This is a genomic window from Archangium violaceum Cb vi76 (genome assembly GCF_000733295.1).
GTDB lineage: Bacteria > Myxococcota > Myxococcia > Myxococcales > Myxococcaceae > Archangium > Archangium violaceum.
Window position 1 is genome coordinate 16,615 of sequence record NZ_JPMI01000150.1, and the last position, 15,011, is coordinate 31,625.

The 15,011-nt window shown below is 69.1% G+C and carries 13 protein-coding genes, 5 tRNA genes and 1 other RNA gene; 15 read left to right on the plus strand and 4 right to left on the minus strand.

From position 1 onward, the window contains the following. Positions 1-46: 46 nt before the first annotated feature. The 8 genes from serS (at position 47) to ffs (ending at position 2,614) form a co-directional block, all read left to right on the plus strand. Positions 47-1,327 carry a serine--tRNA ligase gene (serS, locus tag Q664_RS22160; RefSeq protein WP_043399049.1) on the plus strand — a complete coding sequence of 427 codons (1,281 nt, stop codon included), beginning with the start codon at positions 47-49 and terminating at the stop codon, positions 1,325-1,327. A 106-nt stretch (positions 1,328-1,433) separates the two neighbouring features. Beyond that, positions 1,434-1,520: transfer RNA gene (locus tag Q664_RS22165), tRNA-Ser, on the plus strand. Between the two features lie 43 nt (positions 1,521-1,563). Continuing rightward, positions 1,564-1,653, plus strand: a tRNA-Ser gene (locus tag Q664_RS22170). 80 nt (positions 1,654-1,733) lie between these two features. After that, positions 1,734-1,810 (plus strand) — tRNA-Arg (locus Q664_RS22175). Between the two features lie 25 nt (positions 1,811-1,835). After that, positions 1,836-2,303 (plus strand): tRNA adenosine(34) deaminase TadA, encoded by a 468-nt coding sequence (gene tadA, locus Q664_RS22180; protein ID WP_043399052.1) that lies wholly within the window; start codon positions 1,836-1,838, stop codon positions 2,301-2,303. Positions 2,304-2,308: 5 nt separating this feature from the next. Then, positions 2,309-2,395, plus strand: a tRNA-Ser gene (locus Q664_RS22185). Positions 2,396-2,410: 15 nt separating this feature from the next. Continuing rightward, positions 2,411-2,497, plus strand: a tRNA-Ser gene (locus Q664_RS22190). Positions 2,498-2,521: 24 nt separating this feature from the next. Further along, positions 2,522-2,614: signal recognition particle sRNA small type (gene ffs / locus Q664_RS54145), an RNA gene on the plus strand. A 49-nt stretch (positions 2,615-2,663) separates the two neighbouring features. On the opposite strand, the gene Q664_RS22195 is transcribed toward ffs, so the two are convergent. Beyond that, the gene (locus Q664_RS22195) at positions 2,664-4,109 is read right to left on the minus strand and encodes a glycosyltransferase family protein (protein ID WP_043399055.1); all 1,446 of its coding nucleotides are present in this window, start codon (positions 4,107-4,109) and stop codon (positions 2,664-2,666) included. Positions 4,110-4,308: 199 nt separating this feature from the next. On the opposite strand from Q664_RS22195, the gene dnaX reads away from it, so the two are divergent. From dnaX to recR, 4 genes are all read left to right on the plus strand, one after another. Then, positions 4,309-5,526 (plus strand): DNA polymerase III subunit gamma/tau, encoded by a 1,218-nt coding sequence (dnaX, locus tag Q664_RS22200; RefSeq protein WP_052518498.1) that lies wholly within the window; start codon positions 4,309-4,311, stop codon positions 5,524-5,526. Positions 5,527-5,602: 76 nt separating this feature from the next. Beyond that, positions 5,603-6,523, plus strand: a complete 921-nt coding sequence (locus tag Q664_RS52485; RefSeq protein WP_235216821.1) for a DNA polymerase III subunit gamma/tau — start codon at positions 5,603-5,605, stop codon at positions 6,521-6,523. 88 nt (positions 6,524-6,611) lie between these two features. Beyond that, a complete protein-coding gene (locus Q664_RS22205; protein ID WP_043399057.1) occupies positions 6,612-6,929 on the plus strand; it encodes a YbaB/EbfC family nucleoid-associated protein in 318 nt (105 codons plus the stop codon). Positions 6,930-6,936: 7 nt separating this feature from the next. Continuing rightward, positions 6,937-7,530 (plus strand): recombination mediator RecR, encoded by a 594-nt coding sequence (gene recR, locus Q664_RS22210; protein ID WP_043399060.1) that lies wholly within the window; start codon positions 6,937-6,939, stop codon positions 7,528-7,530. A 10-nt stretch (positions 7,531-7,540) separates the two neighbouring features. Here recR and Q664_RS22215 read toward each other — a convergent pair whose 3' ends face one another. Genes Q664_RS22215 through Q664_RS22225 form a run of 3 tightly spaced genes read right to left on the minus strand, consistent with a single transcriptional unit; the run spans position 7,541 to position 12,793 of the window. After that, positions 7,541-9,355, minus strand: coding sequence for a protein kinase domain-containing protein (locus Q664_RS22215; protein ID WP_043399062.1), 1,815 nt, complete (start codon positions 9,353-9,355; stop codon positions 7,541-7,543). Positions 9,356-9,362: 7 nt separating this feature from the next. Beyond that, positions 9,363-11,315 carry a FecR domain-containing protein gene (locus tag Q664_RS22220; protein ID WP_235216822.1) on the minus strand — a complete coding sequence of 651 codons (1,953 nt, stop codon included), beginning with the start codon at positions 11,313-11,315 and terminating at the stop codon, positions 9,363-9,365. Between the two features lie 20 nt (positions 11,316-11,335). Next, a complete protein-coding gene (locus tag Q664_RS22225; RefSeq protein WP_235216823.1) occupies positions 11,336-12,793 on the minus strand; it encodes an MSCRAMM family protein in 1,458 nt (485 codons plus the stop codon). A 382-nt stretch (positions 12,794-13,175) separates the two neighbouring features. Here Q664_RS22225 and mglB point away from each other — a divergent pair, with 382 nt between their 5' ends. The 3 genes from mglB to Q664_RS22240 are packed head-to-tail and all read left to right on the plus strand — an operon-like array spanning position 13,176 to position 15,004. Continuing rightward, positions 13,176-13,655: a gliding-motility regulator GTPase-activating protein MglB gene (mglB, locus tag Q664_RS22230; RefSeq protein WP_002626753.1), complete on the plus strand. Its 480-nt coding sequence runs from the start codon at positions 13,176-13,178 to the stop codon at positions 13,653-13,655. An 11-nt stretch (positions 13,656-13,666) separates the two neighbouring features. Continuing rightward, positions 13,667-14,254 carry a gliding-motility regulator Ras-like GTPase MglA gene (gene mglA, locus Q664_RS22235; RefSeq protein WP_043399067.1) on the plus strand — a complete coding sequence of 196 codons (588 nt, stop codon included), beginning with the start codon at positions 13,667-13,669 and terminating at the stop codon, positions 14,252-14,254. Between the two features lie 45 nt (positions 14,255-14,299). After that, a complete protein-coding gene (locus Q664_RS22240; protein WP_084610234.1) occupies positions 14,300-15,004 on the plus strand; it encodes a dihydrolipoamide acetyltransferase in 705 nt (234 codons plus the stop codon). Positions 15,005-15,011: the final 7 nt, after the last annotated feature.

Here is a 15,011-nt window from a genome sequence, read left to right on the forward strand (position 1 = left end):
TTCCTGCCTTGCCCGGCCCGCGCGGGGTGACTACAACCGCCCCGCCATGCTGGATCTCAAGTACGTCGCGCAGAACTTCGATGCGGTGGTCGCCCGGTTGCAGTCCCGGGGCGGCAGCCTGGACCTCGGCCCCTTCAAGAGCCTCGTGTCGGAACGGCGCGACCTCTACGTGGCCATGGAGTCACTCTCCGCGCGCCGCAACACGGCCAACGAGGAGATGAAGCGCAAGGCCAAGGAGGATCCGGCCGCGCTCGAGGCCCTGCGCGGGGAGATGCGCACCGTCTCGCAGACCATCAAGGAGAAGGAGGCCCGCCTCAAGGAAGTGGAGGAGGAGCTCAGCCGCATCCTGCTGGTCATCCCCAACATCCCCCACGAGTCCGTGCCCGTGGGTGGCGGCGCCGAGGACAACGTCCAGGTGCGCAGCTGGGGCGAGAAGCCCAACCTCCCCTTCACCCCCAAGCAGCACTTCGAGCTGGGTGAGAAGCTGGGCATGCTGGACTTCGAGCGTGCCGCGAAGGTGTCCGGCTCGCGCTTCGCCTTCTACAAGGGAGCGCTCGCCCGGCTGGAGCGCGCCCTGGTGAGCTTCATGATCGACGTGCACACCCCCAAGGGGTACGTCGAGATGCTGCCGCCCTACCTGGTGCTGCGCGAGACGATGATGGGCACCGGCCAGCTGCCCAAGTTCGAGGAGGACGCCTTCAAGACGGTGGGCGAGCCCGAGCGCTTCCTCATCCCCACCTCCGAGGTGCCCGTCACCAACTACCACGCGGACGAGATTCTGGACGGGGACCAGCTGCCCCGGAAGTACTGCGCCTTCAGCCCGTGCTTCCGCGCCGAGGCGGGCTCGGCCGGCAAGGACACCCGCGGCCTCATCCGCCAGCACCAGTTCCACAAGGTGGAGCTGGTGAAGTTCGCCACGCCGGACACCAGCCTCGACGAGCTGGAGAAGATGACGGACGACGCGTGCGACATCCTCCGGCGCCTCGGGCTGCACCACCGGGTGATGTTGCTGTGCACCGGGGACATGGGCTTCGGCGCCCGGAAGACCTACGACATCGAGGTCTGGCTGCCCGGCCAGGGGACGTACCGGGAGATCTCCTCCTGCTCGGACTGCGGTGACTTCCAGGCGCGCCGGGCGAAAATCCGCTACCGCGCCCAGAAGGGGGACAAGCCCCAGCTCCTCCACACGCTCAATGGCAGTGGCCTGGCCGTGGGGCGGACGACCATCGCCATCCTCGAGAACTACCAGCGCGAGGACGGAAGCATCGCCATCCCCGAGGCGTTGGTGCCCTACATGGGAGGGCTCAAGGAACTCCGGCCGATGTAGTCTTCGGCTGTCAGCTTCCGGGGCCCGATAACGTTGTTGCAATGGGCCCCGGATGATGTAGAAGGGCGGCCCACGCAGTTCGGTGGCCCGCGCGGCTCCAAGCAGTGGAGGAGTGGCCGAGCGGCTGAAGGCAGCGGTCTTGAAAACCGCAGGTGGCGCAAGCTTCCCGTAGGTTCGAATCCTACCTCCTCCGTTTTTGTTGTTGCTGTGTGCGGTTCTTTGACAGTAAAGGCAGTGGAGAGATGGCCGAGAGGCTGAAGGCACAGGTTTGCTAAACCTGCATACTCGAAAGGGTATCGAGGGTTCGAATCCCTCTCTCTCCGCCACTCATCTTGGTTGTGGTAGCGCGAAAGTGGTTGTGGTACAGAGGTCGCGGTTGTGGTAGATGCGGTGAAGGAAACGGCAAGCTCCCTTAGCTCAGCTGGATAGAGCGTCGGACTACGAATCCGAAGGCCGGAGGTTCGAATCCTCCAGGGAGCGCCAACCTTTCCCCTCATCTCATTCCCTCATGAGTCTGGACGAAGCTTTCATGCAGCAGGCGCTCGCGCTCGCGCGGGAAGCCGCTGGACTCGGGGAAGTCCCTGTCGGTGCGGTGGCCGTACACGATGGTAAGGTCATCGGCGTCGGCTTCAATCGCAGGGAAATCGACCGGAATCCCCTGGCCCACGCGGAGATCTTCGCGCTGGACGCAGCAGCCAAGGCGCTAGGAGCATGGCGGCTCACGGGTGTCACCCTGTATGTGACGCTGGAGCCGTGTGCGATGTGCGCCGGAGCGCTGGTTCAGTCGAGGGTCACGCGGCTGGTTTTCGGAACGATGGACCCGAAAGCCGGAGCCGTTGGTTCGCTCTACAACCTCGCCGAGGAGCCCCGGCACAACCACCGGCTCCAGGTGATGAGTGGTATATTGGCGGACGAGAGCCGCCAGATGCTGAAGGATTTCTTCGAGCGACTGCGCGAGAAGAAACGCGACAAGTGAATATTGGAGAGCTGGCCGAGTGGTCGAAGGCACCTGACTCGAAATCAGGCATACCGGGAACGGTATCGTAGGTTCGAATCCTACGCTCTCCGCAGAGTGTCTCTCATGGAGAGGTGGCCGAGCGGTTGAAGGCGCACGCCTGGAACGCGTGTATATCTGAAAGGGTATCGTGGGTTCGAATCCCACCCTCTCCGTAGTCTGTTTCGCGGTAGCAAGAGCTTGTGGTCGGGACAACGTGGGGACGTGAACCCCGCCAGGTCCGGAAGGAAGCAACGGTAGCGCACCTCCGCGTGTGTCCCGGCCGTTCTTGTGAAGGAGCCGAATCTTCGAAAGAGGATTCGGCTCCTTCTTTTTTTGCCCTCAGTCCCGCGCGAGCACCGTCTCGCGGCCCACCCGGCCCACCACGTGGAAGCCGGCCGACTGGAGCTCCGCCAGGGCCCGGCCCTCGAAGGTGACGGCGCGGTTGAAGCGCCTGTCCCGCATGGCCGCCTGGAAGTTGGCGTCATGGGGCCAGTCACAGGTGAACCAGGGGATGTTCTTCCCGATGTAGAAGAAGCCTCCCGCTCCCCACAGGCCCTCGTTGACGATGAGCAGTCCGCGAGCGCCCTCCCCTCGCGTGGCCCTGACGATGGCGCGGAACTGGTCTCCTCGCAGGTCCACCGGCGGGAAGAAGAACCCCGCCAGCAGCGTGGTGGCCAGGGCCACCGCTCCCAACCCCCACTTCGAGCGGGCACTCTCGCGGCCTAGGACGAGGGCGGCCAGGGCCGGAGCCGCGGCCAGCGTCAGGAGCACCAGCGCCGGGTAGAGGAATCGCTCCTCCTTATGGGCCGTGGTGGTGATGGCGAGGAGGTAGGCCACCGCGCAGAAGAGCGGGAGGGGAATGGCGAACCGCTGGCGCAGGGAGGTGAGCCCCTGGGGCACCATGGCCCAGAGCCAGAGGGGCAACCCGGAGAGGAAGGGCCACAGGTAGAAGCCCGGCGGTGAAGCGCCGAACTGCCTCGCGGCCTGCCCGGAGAGGACGTTGAAGTCCACGTAGGCGAAGAAGGAGTGGAAGGGCTTGCCCCACGTCGCCCAATCGAGAGCCCCCAGGCCCAGCGCGACGACGAGTCCCCCGAGGCAGGCGAAGGCGAGCACCCGCCATCGCCAGGCCGCCGCCAGCCAGACGAGCGCCGCCAGCACCACCACCGCCGAGCCGTACCGCGCCACCACCGCCAGTCCCAGCGCCAGTCCGCCCACCAGGCCGGCGCGCATCGGGTGCTCGGTGCGGTCGAGCGCCTCCAGGGCCACCACGAGGAAGGCGGTGGAAAGCGACTCGCCCAACGTGCGGCCCGCGAAGACGAGCACCGGCCCGTAGAGGCCCACGGCGAGCAGCGCGAAGAGGCCTCCCGAGCGTCCCGCACGGCGCTCGGCGTAGCGGTATGTGGCCCACAACATCCACCCGTGCAGCGCCACCTGCGGCACGGCGATCAGCGCCCGGTACGCCACCGGGTGCGTGAGTCCCAGCACGTCCGCCAGCCGCAACAGCCACGAGGCCAGTCCCGGCATCGCCCAGTTGCGCAGACCCGTGCGCCACTCCCAGGCCAGCACCCCATAGCCATGGGCGCGAAACCAGGCCGGCTCGAGCAGCTGGTACACCTCGTCCGGGTGGATGCGCCCGAGCTGCGCCACCGCGATGAGCGCGGGCAACAGCCCGACCCCGCCCAGCAGCACCACGAGCGGCCACCCCGGACGCCCCCCGGAGCGCGGCACCTCGGAAACCGGAACAGCGGAGGGCGGAGGAGCGGAGACGGGCGCGGACACGGTCATGGGAAGGGCCTCGCGACTCTCCCCGCCCTCTCGTGGAAGCGCAAGCCAGGAGACGAAGCGGGCCCCTGGACGAGGAGTGAACCACACCCGACCTCATGCGTCCCATTCATGGACTTCCGGGCAGGACTGGAAAAGTAGAGCGGGCGGTGCATGGAAGTTGTGCGCTGGGGTGTTCTCCGTGTTTAGATTCACCGCCCCCATGAGCTACCTCGTCCTCGCCCGTAAATGGCGCCCGCAGACCTTCGACGACATGACCGGCCAGGAGCACGTGGTCCGGACGGTCGCCAACGCCATCAAGATGAACCGGGTGGCGCACGCCTACCTGTTCTGCGGCCCTCGAGGCGTGGGCAAGACGACCGCCGCCCGCCTGCTCGCCAAGGCCCTCAACTGTGAGCACGGCCCCACCCCCGAGCCCTGTGGCAAGTGCCAGGCCTGCACGGAGATCGCCGCGGGCACGTCGGTGGACGTGGCGGAGATCGACGGTGCCTCCAACAACGGCGTGGAGAACGTCCGCGAGATCCGCGAGAACGCCAAGTACCTGCCGCAGCGCGACCGGCACAAGATCTACATCATCGACGAGGTCCACATGCTCACGGGAGCCGCGTTCAACGCGCTCCTGAAGACGCTCGAGGAGCCGCCCGGGCACGTGAAGTTCATCTTCGCGACCACCGAGGCCCACAAGCTCCCGGACACCATCCTCTCGCGCTGCCAGCGTCACAACTTCCGCCGCATCTCCGCGGCCGTGATGCTCCAGCGGCTCAAGTACATCTGCGAGCAGGAAAAGGTCGCCATCTCCGAGCGGGCGCTCTCCATGGTGGTGCGCCAGTCCGAGGGCGGCATGCGCGACGCGCTCAGCCTCCTGGATCAGATCTTCTCCGCCTGCGGCCCCGAGCCCAAGGACGAGGACATCGCCGATGCGCTGGGGACCATCGATCGCACGGTGGTGCAGGGCTTCGCCGAGGCGCTGGTGCGCAAGGACGCGAAGGGCGTGCTCGAGCGCGTGGAGGAGGTCTTCAACCGCGGCACGGACCTCAAGCGCCTCACCGAGGAGCTCGCGCTGCAGCTGCGCCACCTCTTCGTCGCCAAGACGCTGGGCGAGGCCCCTGCGGAGCTCGCCGAGTCCGAGCGCAACGCGCTCACCACCCTGGCCAAGGAGGCGGACCCGGCGCAGATCTCCCGCCTCTTCGATGTGGTGCACGGGTGCGTGTGGGAGGTGTCTCGCGCGGCCCATCCCCGGCTCGCCCTGGAGATGGCGTTGCTCAAGGCCATCCAGCTCTCGCCGGTCGGCTCCATCCCGGAGCTGCTCGCCCGGGTGGATCGTCTCGCTTCCGGCCTCGGTCCCACCGAGGACGCGCGCAAGGTAGCTGCTGGGGCGCCCGGAGGTCGCTCCAGTCCCGCCAACTTTCGCTCCCACTGAGCGTCCCCCGGAGCCCGCCCGGGCCCCGGCCCCACCGCCTCGCGCGCCCGAGCCCACCGCACCTCCCGCGGCGGCCATGGCCCCGTCGCGTCCGCTGGAGGCCCGGGGTCCGGCTCCCGTGGCTTCGGCCCCGCGAGCCCCGGCACCTCCTGTCCAGGCCTCCGAGCCCGTCCAGCCCGCGATGGCTCCGGCCTCGCCGCCTTTTGGCATGTCCCGGGGCGGCCCCGCGCCCGTCGCGCGAGCTCCCGAGGCTCCCGCGCCCACGCAGCCCGTGGTGCGCGTGACGAACGTGCGCCTGCCCCCGCAGCCGCCACAGCCCCCTCCTCCAGTCGACGACGAGCGCTACTTCCCCGAGGAGGCCTCTCCCGAGGGCTGTGCCTCCGGTGAGTGCCTGCCGGACGCGCCACCCGTTCCCCTCGCCGAGCCGGAACCAGAGGCCGAGTCCGTCCGGCCCTTCGACGTCCACCACGCGGGGCGCGCCGCGGTTCCCATGGCCGCCTCGGGCCGCGACAACCCCCGGAAGCCGCTCCAGGACCGGTGGCGCTCGGCGGTGGACACCGTGCGCGATGCCTCCGGCCGGCACGCCAAGTCGCTCGCCTGCGGCCGCCTGCTGTGGATCCGCGAGGGCGAGGTGGCGATCGCCTACACGCCCAAGGACGGCTTCCACAAGACGACCGTGGCCGGAGGCGCCGGGCGCGCCATCGTCGAGAAGGCCCTCTCCGAGCACTTCGGCCGCCCCACGAAGCTCCTGGTGCAGGACATCTCCGAGAACGAGGCCCAGCAGAGCACTGGCTCGAGCCTCATCAGCATCGCCCAGGAGGACGCCCAGGAGCGCGCCGCCTACGAGAAGAGCACCGAGGGCCGTGTGCGCAGCCACCCCGCCATCCGCGCCACCCTGAAGTTCCTGGGGGGCGAAATCGAACACATCCAGGTGTACGACCAGCCCGCGCGCCCGGTAGCCGCCCCGACGAACGACCTCCCCGACGAGAGCCCCTGACAACCGGCTCGCCCGACGCTAGGGTGCGCGTTCCGCACTACACCGAGCGGTCTTCCGACGCCCGCTCGCATGTCCTACGAGGAAGCGCATGCCCGGCATCGACTTGAACTACTTCATCCGTCAGGCCAACAAGCTCACGGAGAAGATCGAACAGCGCAAGAAGGAGCTGGCCGAGGAGACCGTCGAGGCCAAGGCCGGCGACGGCCGTGTCACCGTGGTCGCCAACTGCGTCCAGGAGATCAAGAGCATCAAGATCGACAAGTCCCTCGTGGACCCCAACGACCTGGGCATGCTCGAGGACCTGGTCACCGCCGGCGTCAACGCCGCCCTGGCGAGCAGCCGTGAGAAGATGCAGCGCGAGCTCGGAAAGATCTCGGGCGGCGTGAAGATCCCCGGCATTACTTGATTGGCGAATGACTCCGGATCCGCTCAATCGGCTGGTCGCCCAGCTCGCGAAGCTCCCCGGCATCGGAGAGAAGACCGCGCAGCGGCTGGCGTTCCACATCCTCCGCGCTCCGGGCGAGTACGCCCAGGAGCTCTCCCAGGCCATCCGCGAGGTGAAGGAGAAGGTGCACCTGTGCGCCCGCTGCTTCTCCCTGACGGACTCGGAGCTGTGCGGCTTCTGCCGGGACAACCGGCGCGATGAGCGCACGCTGTGCGTCGTGGAGACGTTCGCGGACCTGATGGCCCTGGAGCGCACCCGCGAGTTCAAGGGGCGCTACCACGTGCTGCACGGTGTGCTCTCGCCGCTGGACGGCGTGGGCCCCGAGCAGCTGCGCATCAAGGAGCTGCTCACGCGTCTGGGGGACGGCCATGTCGAGGAGATCATCCTCGCCACCAACCCGGACGTGGAGGGAGAGGCCACCGCGCTCTACCTCACGCGGCTGCTCAAGCCGATGGGCATCCGGGTGAGCCGCATCGCCCAGGGCCTGCCCATGGGCGGCGACCTCGAGTACGCCGACCAGGCCACGCTGGCCAAGGCGCTCAGCGCCCGGCGCGAGCTGTGAGCCGCCCCGGCTACCGCGTCACGCGGTAGCCGAAGGGCAGCACCACCGTCACTTCCTTGTCGCGATGGGCCGGGAAGCGCAGGCGCTCCACCTGCTTCTCCAGGCACTTGCCCACGGGCCGCGTCGCCAGCGGCCCCTGCGTGGTCGCGTTCGCCTTGCCCGAGGAGATGATGGTGAAGCGCACCTGCACGTTGCCCTCGTCCGAGGGCAGGTCGCGCTTGTACTGCTCGAAGCACGACATGATGCGCGCCCGGTTGCGCGATACCACCTTCTGGATGTCCGCGGCCTCCAGCGTCACGCGCTTCTGCGTCCGCGACGACACCTTCGTGACGGGGGGCTCGGCCTGCTCGGCGGGTGGAGCCACGGTGGACTCCGGCGCGGCGGCCAGCGCCGTCTGGGCGGGCGAAACCTGGGCGGAAGAAGGAGCGGCCTCGGCGACGGCGGCCACGACGCTCCCCGGCACCGCGGCTTCCAGTGACGCGGGAGCGGTCTCCGTGGGGGCCGGCGGTGGGGACTCGGGCGCCGAGGGCGGAGCGGCCTGGACCACGGGCTGAGGCGCCGGCTGTGCCACCGGCTCCGAGGGAGCCGTCCCGACCTTGCGCCCCACCACGAACGCTCCTCCCGCCAGCAGCAGGCAGCCCGCCACGACACCCGCGACGACGCCACGCCAGCGCGAGGACCCGGCCACCGCACCGTTCGTGCCGGGCTGGGAGGGAACGGCTCCCGTCTGTGCCTCGGAGGAAACAGAGGACATGGAGCCCGACAGCCGCATCGAGGACCCGGCGACCGTCTCCGGAATGGAGAGCCCGGACTGCCTCAGCGTCGTGATCGTCGGGATGCGCGTCTTCTCCGCGTAGCGCTCCTCGCCGAAGCTGGTGCGCAGGTACGCGGCCAGCTGGGAGCCCGTCGTCCGCTGGGACTCCTTCGACAGGAGGTGCTCCAGGTCGTCCGCGAACTCCGCGGCGGTGGCGTAGCGCTCCTCGGGGTCGTAGGCCATCGCCCGGAGCACCACCATCTCCAGCTCCGGGGACAGGTCGGGCCGCAATTCCCGGGGCGGCTGGTACTCGCCCTCCAGCAACGCGTTGAGCACCGCCAGGTCGTTGTCCCGGGCGAAGGGCCGCACGTGGGTGAGCGCCTCGTAGAGGCTCACGCCCAGCGCGAAGACGTCCGCGCGCTGGTCCACCTGGGCTCCCCGCGCCTGCTCCGGCGCCATGTAGATGTACTTGCCCTTCACCACACCGGTGCGCGTCTGGGCCTGGCGCGACTCGTACTTGGAGATGCCGAAGTCCAGCACCTTCACCTGGCCCTCGTACGTCACGTACAGGTTCGAGGGCGAGATGTCGCGGTGGACGATGTTCAGCCGCCGTCCCGCCTCATCGGCGAACTCGTGGGCGTAGTGCAGACCCCGCGCCGCGTCCGCCAGCACCCGCATCACCAGCGGCACCGGGACGTACTCGCCCCGGAAGCTCGCCGTGCGCACCGTGGTGGAGAAGTCCTCCCCCGGCAGGTACTCCATGCAGATGTAGTAGCAGCCGTCCGCGAAGCCCAGGTCTTGAATCTGGACGATGTTCGGGTGCGACAGCTTCGCCGCCAGCCGGGCCTCGTCGCGGAACATGTCCACGAACTCGGGCAGGCCCGAGAGATGGGCCAGCATCCGCTTGATGACGACGTTGCGCTCGAAGCCGTCCGCGCCCACCCGCTTGGCGAGGAAGATCTCCGCCATGCCGCCCTCGGCCAGCTTGCGCACCAGCACGTACTGGCCATAGGCCCGGAGCTGAGCGTCGGGACTGCCTCCAGCGACCTTTCCAGCGTCGGGCGTCGTCATGCGGGCCTCACTTCAGGGTGCGCACCGTATACACATCCGGTGCGCGGGGACGTGACAGCTTGAATACCACGAGGGGTGGCCGTCCCTCCGGCACCACCCAGGTGTTGAACCGGTGTTTCGAGTCGAGATTCACCGGCCGTCCGTTCACGGAGAGCTTCGAATCCACCGGGGCCACTCCCGTCACGCGCACGCGAGGCCCCGCGCGCTGGCCCTCCCGGGGGGCGTTGATGACGAGCGTGGGCACCGAGTTGTCGAAGACGAGCTCCAGCTTGTTCATCCGCCCGCCGCGGATGGGCTGACCGCTCGGAGCCACAGGGGTGACGGACCAGAGGAAGCTGCCCTCTTTCAGGATACCGGCCTCGAGCGGCACCTGGGGCGCGGAGGCAGTCCGCTCCGCCACGGGCTGGCGCAGCTCGCCGGTCCGGTACACCGCCACCCGGTAGGACGCCGCGCCCTGCACCGCCTCACAGGTGAAGGTGACGGCCGGTGGCTTGTCCTGGAAGAAGATGGTCGTCTTCTCCGGCCCCTCGGGTACCCGGTTGCGCAACCGGTCCAGCTCGCCCTTCGTGGAGCGCTCCGGCCCGAAGGACGCATTGCCCCGCGCCACCACCGAGCCGTCCAGCCGCCGCACCCGCCAGAACAGCGAGCCCCGCGCCGGAGGCGTCACGTTGACGAAGCCATTCCGGGCCGCACCCGCCAGCACCGGCTTCTTGAAGTCCGCATCCGAGGCCACCTCCACCCGCACCTCGCCCGCCTCCTCCCACGTGAGGGACACCTCCGGCAGGCGCCGCTGGAACACCTGCTGGCCCTCGACGGAGGGCAGCGCGAGCGGTGCCCGCGCCAGCGCCTCGACCTTCGCGGTGGCCTCGCCCGCCACGGTGGCGCGCTCGCCCGCGTGCAGCGGCTCGCGAGCCCCACCACGCACCAGCGTCACGTCACCCGCGCGAGAATCCACGGTGAAGCCATCCCCGGTACGCCGCACCTCGAGCCGGGCCGCCCCGCTGCTCTCCAGCGACAGTCCCGGCAACACCACCCGGCTGGCGCGCCCCGAGGCCAGCATCAGCCCCAGCTCGCCCTTGCGCAGGTCCAACCGCGCCTCGTCCGTCGAGCCCGCCCGGGACACGTCCTCCACCACCAGCTCGCCCCCAGCACCCAGCGAGAGCGTGGACTCCGAGCCCTCCAGCTTCAGCAGCGCCGTGCCCCGGCGCACGCGCACGCTGTCACCGGCCTTGAGCGACTCGCCATCCCGGTCCACCCCGCGCCACCGGGCACTGCCCTTCTGGCGCCACTCGGCGCGGCCCGTCCCGGCATGCACCGTCACCTCGACGGGCGCCAGCTCCAGCACACGCGTCGTCACGCCCCCCACCTTCACCGACGCCACCTGGCCCTGCTCGGCCTTCACCGTCTGCCCGTTCTTCGCCACCACCTCCACGGTGCCCAGCAGCACTTCCACGCGGCCCTCGTCCGGGCCCACGTCCACCTTCACCGCGCTGCCGTCCGAGCCCACGCGCGTGAGACCAAATGGGGTGAGCAGGGTGAGCTGCACCTTCGGGCCCGCGGGCCCCTTCGGCTGGTCCGCCGGCACTCGCGACAGCACGAAGCCACGCGACACCGCCATCACCACGCCGCTCGAGTCCTCCTCCAGCACGAAGCGCGCGTCCGGCCCCACCTCCACCGTGCGCCCGTCGGCGAAGCGCACCGTGACGCTTCCGTCCGCGCCCGTCTCCACCGCGTCACCCCGCGACAGGGGGCCCCGCACCGCTGGCGACTGCTTGCCCCCGCGCTCCAGCCGCGCCTCGCCTTTCACGCTCTCGAGCCGCGCGAGCTCCACGGCCTTCGCCTCCGGCACCGCCACCGGCTTCTGCTCCACGGCGGCGGGAGGAGGTGGCGCGGGCACGGGCGCGGGTACGGGCTCCTCGTCTCCGCAGGCGGTGGCCAGCAGCAGACACAGAGCGGACACGAGACGTGGACGGAGGGAGCTCACCGGGATTTGGGGAAGAGATCGACGTTGAAGATGGCTTGTTCGCCGTCGCGAACGGTGACGACCTTGGTCTGGGACAGATGTCCGGGAGCCGAGAAGACGAGACGATACCTACCTTGCTTGAGTTGGACCTGGAAAGACCCCCGGGCGTCGGTGCGGCGGCGAATCTTCGCCTCGGGGATGACCACCAGGGCCTTCAGGGGCTTGCCCTTCCGCACACTGCGCACCTGCCCGGACAGGGTGGCGAGCGCTCCCTGCCGCCCGGACACCAACGTGACGGGCAGCTCCGTCTCCGTCCCCACGGCGATGACCACCGCCTCCTGCGCCGTCCTGAAGCCCTCGGCTGATACTTTCACCTCCAAGGGACCAGGCGGCAGCCCCTCCAGGCGAACCTGACCTGTCGCGTCGGTGCGGAGCTCGCGGGAGCCCACGAACACGGCCACGCCCGGCAGGGGCTTGCCACCGCGCGCATCCACCACCGTCACCCGCAGGGTTCCCACGCGCGGCTCAGGACGCGCCCGCACCACCAACTCCGCACGCTCGCCGGCTGCCACGGTGACGCGCTCCTCCGCGGGCTGGTAGCCCCCCGCGCTCACCCGCGCGAGCACCTCTCCCGGCGGCAGCACCACGTCCGACAACCGCCCGTCCACGCCCGCCACCCGGGGCGCCTGCTCCACTCCGCCCGCCGTCAGCACCACCCGGGCCTCGGGGAGCGGCAGGCCGGTGTCCGCGTCCACCACCGTCAGCAAGAGCTCGCCCGTCTCCGGCCGCCGCTCCGTCTCCGCTCCTCCCAGGGAGAGCTCGAACGCCACGCCCGCGCGGCTGATGGTCTGGCTCGACACCACGCCATCCGCCGTCGTCAGCGCGTCACGCACGTACTGGTAATCCAGCACCAGCGCCCCGCCCCACCCGCCTCGCCGCAGCACCGGGACGAGCAGCGCCCCTCCGGCCGCGAAGCCAGTCGACGAGGCGCCGATGGCCAACACCGGCAGCTCCCCGCGCACCTCCGCGCGCAGGCGCCAGGGCAGCGGCACCACCACGCGGGCCCCCACCAGCGCGGCATGGCGCGCCGTGGGCACGAGCTGCACCTGTCCCGCACTGGAGGAGAAGACCGGCAACTGCGCGAAGCCGTAACCCGCGCTCAACTCCGCGCGCACCGGCCCCAGGAAGACGCGCGCCGCCGGCCCCACCGAGGCCCTCACCAACGCGCCCCCCGTCACGGACTCCGAGCCCAGTGAGAGACGGAAGCCCTCGCGCTGCACACGGGCCCACCCACCCCACCAGCCCCCGCCGAACGCGGAGAGCCCCAGCGCCACGTCATTGGGCGTCATGCCCGAGTACGACACCGCCGGGCCCGCCTCCTGGGCCCCCTCCCGGAAGGCCAGCCCGTAGCGCAACCGCACCGAGGCCCACTCCGCGGCCTCCCCCTGGGCCCACGCGCTGATCGGCGCTCCCAAGGTGAGCGCAAGTAGGAGAATGGCGAAAAAGGGAAGGGAGCGGAACGGCACGGCCGGAGTATAGTGAAGACTCGACAGGTCCCCTCGAAACTGGAAGCGACCGGGCTTCCACCTCGCCTTCCTACCTCGGAAGATGCCCCCGCATGAGCCCCATCCCCCTCCCGCTGGCCCCGAGCAGGCAACCTCTGTGGGCACGTGCCTGCACGCCAGCCCCGGGAGCACCTGGTTCCAGGGATAGAGGTGGCTTCTTGCCGGGTTGGAAGGGCTTTGCTAAAGCTCCCCCGGTCGGGAGCGCCGCACCTAACCTCCGAAATTCATTCCGGAAACCTTCGGGGGCCGCGGGAGTCAAGGTCGAGCGAGACGCTTAGGAGCGTAAACGCCCATGGGCACGCAACTGGTGATGTACGAAGAGGAGTTCACCAAGATCAACGCGGTTTGCGACCGGCTTACCAAGGACGCGAACGCGAAGGTGGTGTTCCTCGTCGACAAGAACGGGCAACTCATCTCTTCCGCGGGACAGACGCAGAACATCGACACCACCTCACTGGCCTCGCTGACGGCCGGTAACGTGGCGGCGATGGGCGGTCTCGCGAAGCTGATTGGCGAAAACGAGTTCCCCCATCAATTCCACGAAGGGGCCAAGGACTCGTTGTACATGACCATCGTCGGGAGCCGGGTGGTGCTGGTCGTCATCTTCGACAACCGGACCAGCCTCGGCCTGGTGCGCTTGCGCATCAAGAAGGCCAGTGACGAGCTGACCAAGATCTTCGAGAGCCTCGTGAAGAAGACGGATGGTCCCGGGGTCGGCTCGCCGTTCGCCGAGATTTCCGACGACGATATCGACAACCTCTTCAGCGAGTAACCCGAGAAGCCATGTCCTTCATCAACTACTCGTCTCGCGAAATCAACTGCAAGATCGTCTACTACGGTCCCGGGTTGTGCGGGAAGACGACGAACCTGCAGTACATCTACAACAAGACCGCCGCGGAGACGAAGGGCAAGCTCATCTCGCTCTCCACCGAGACGGATCGCACGCTCTTCTTCGACTTCCTCCCGCTGTCGCTCGGTGAGATCCGCGGCTTCAAGACGCGCTTCCACCTGTACACGGTGCCGGGCCAGGTCTTCTACGACGCCAGCCGCAAGCTCATCCTCAAGGGCGTGGACGGCGTGGTGTTCGTCGCCGACAGCCAGGTCGAGCGCATGGAGGCCAACATGGAGTCGTTGGAGAACCTCCGCATCAACCTGGCCGAGCAGGGCTACGATCTGAACAAGCTCCCGTACGTGATGCAGTACAACAAGCGGGACCTGCCCAACGCGGTGACGGTGGAGGAGATGCGCAAGTCGCTCAACCAGCGCAACATCCCCGAGTACCAGGCGGTGGCGCCCACCGGCGTCGGCGTGTTCGACACGCTCAAGGCGGTGGCCAAGCTGGTGCTGACGGAGCTGAAGAAGGGCGGCTAGGCCGTGTGGCGGGCCGCTCGCGTGCTGGCCGTGGCGTTCACGGCCATGTGGGCCCCTGCCTTCGGGCAGCAGGGCCCTTCCGCCGTCCCCACGCCCGCCCCCACGGAGGCCGCTCCGCCCGCCGCTCCGGCGCAGGCTCCCGCCGCGTCGCAGGCCCGCACGGCGGACGAGGCCTTCAACACCCGGGTGCGCACGCTGGAGGAGCAGGTCGTCGACCTGAAGGAGAAGATCTACCGCTCCAAGGCCCGCCTGCAGTTGCTGCAGGAGACGGTGCTGGGCGGAGAGCTCTCCACCGGGGCGCGCGCGGTGCTCGTGCACCGCAACGAGATGGGTGACTCGTTCGTGCTGGAGTCGGTGGTGTACGCGCTGGACGGCGCTCCCATCTACACCCGCACGGACGAGACCGAGGAGCTGTCCAAGAGCCGGGAGTTCGAGATCTTCAGCGGCCGCCTCGTGCCGGGCCAGCACCAGGTGGCCGTGCGGCTCGTCTACCGCGGCCATGGCTTCGGGGTGTTCAGCTACCTCGAGGGCTACCGGTTCAAGGTGCAGTCCAGCTACACCTTCAACGCGGAACCGGGGAAGGTGACGACGGTGCGCGTGGTGGGCTTCGAAAAGGGAGGAGTGACCACGGACCTGCAGGACCGGCCGGCCGTGCGCTACGACATCGAGTCGTCACGCGAGCCCGAGAAGCCGAAGCCGACCCCGGATGCCGCTCCGCCGCCTCCCGCCGCGGCCTCCGAATCGAAGTAGAGGGCCG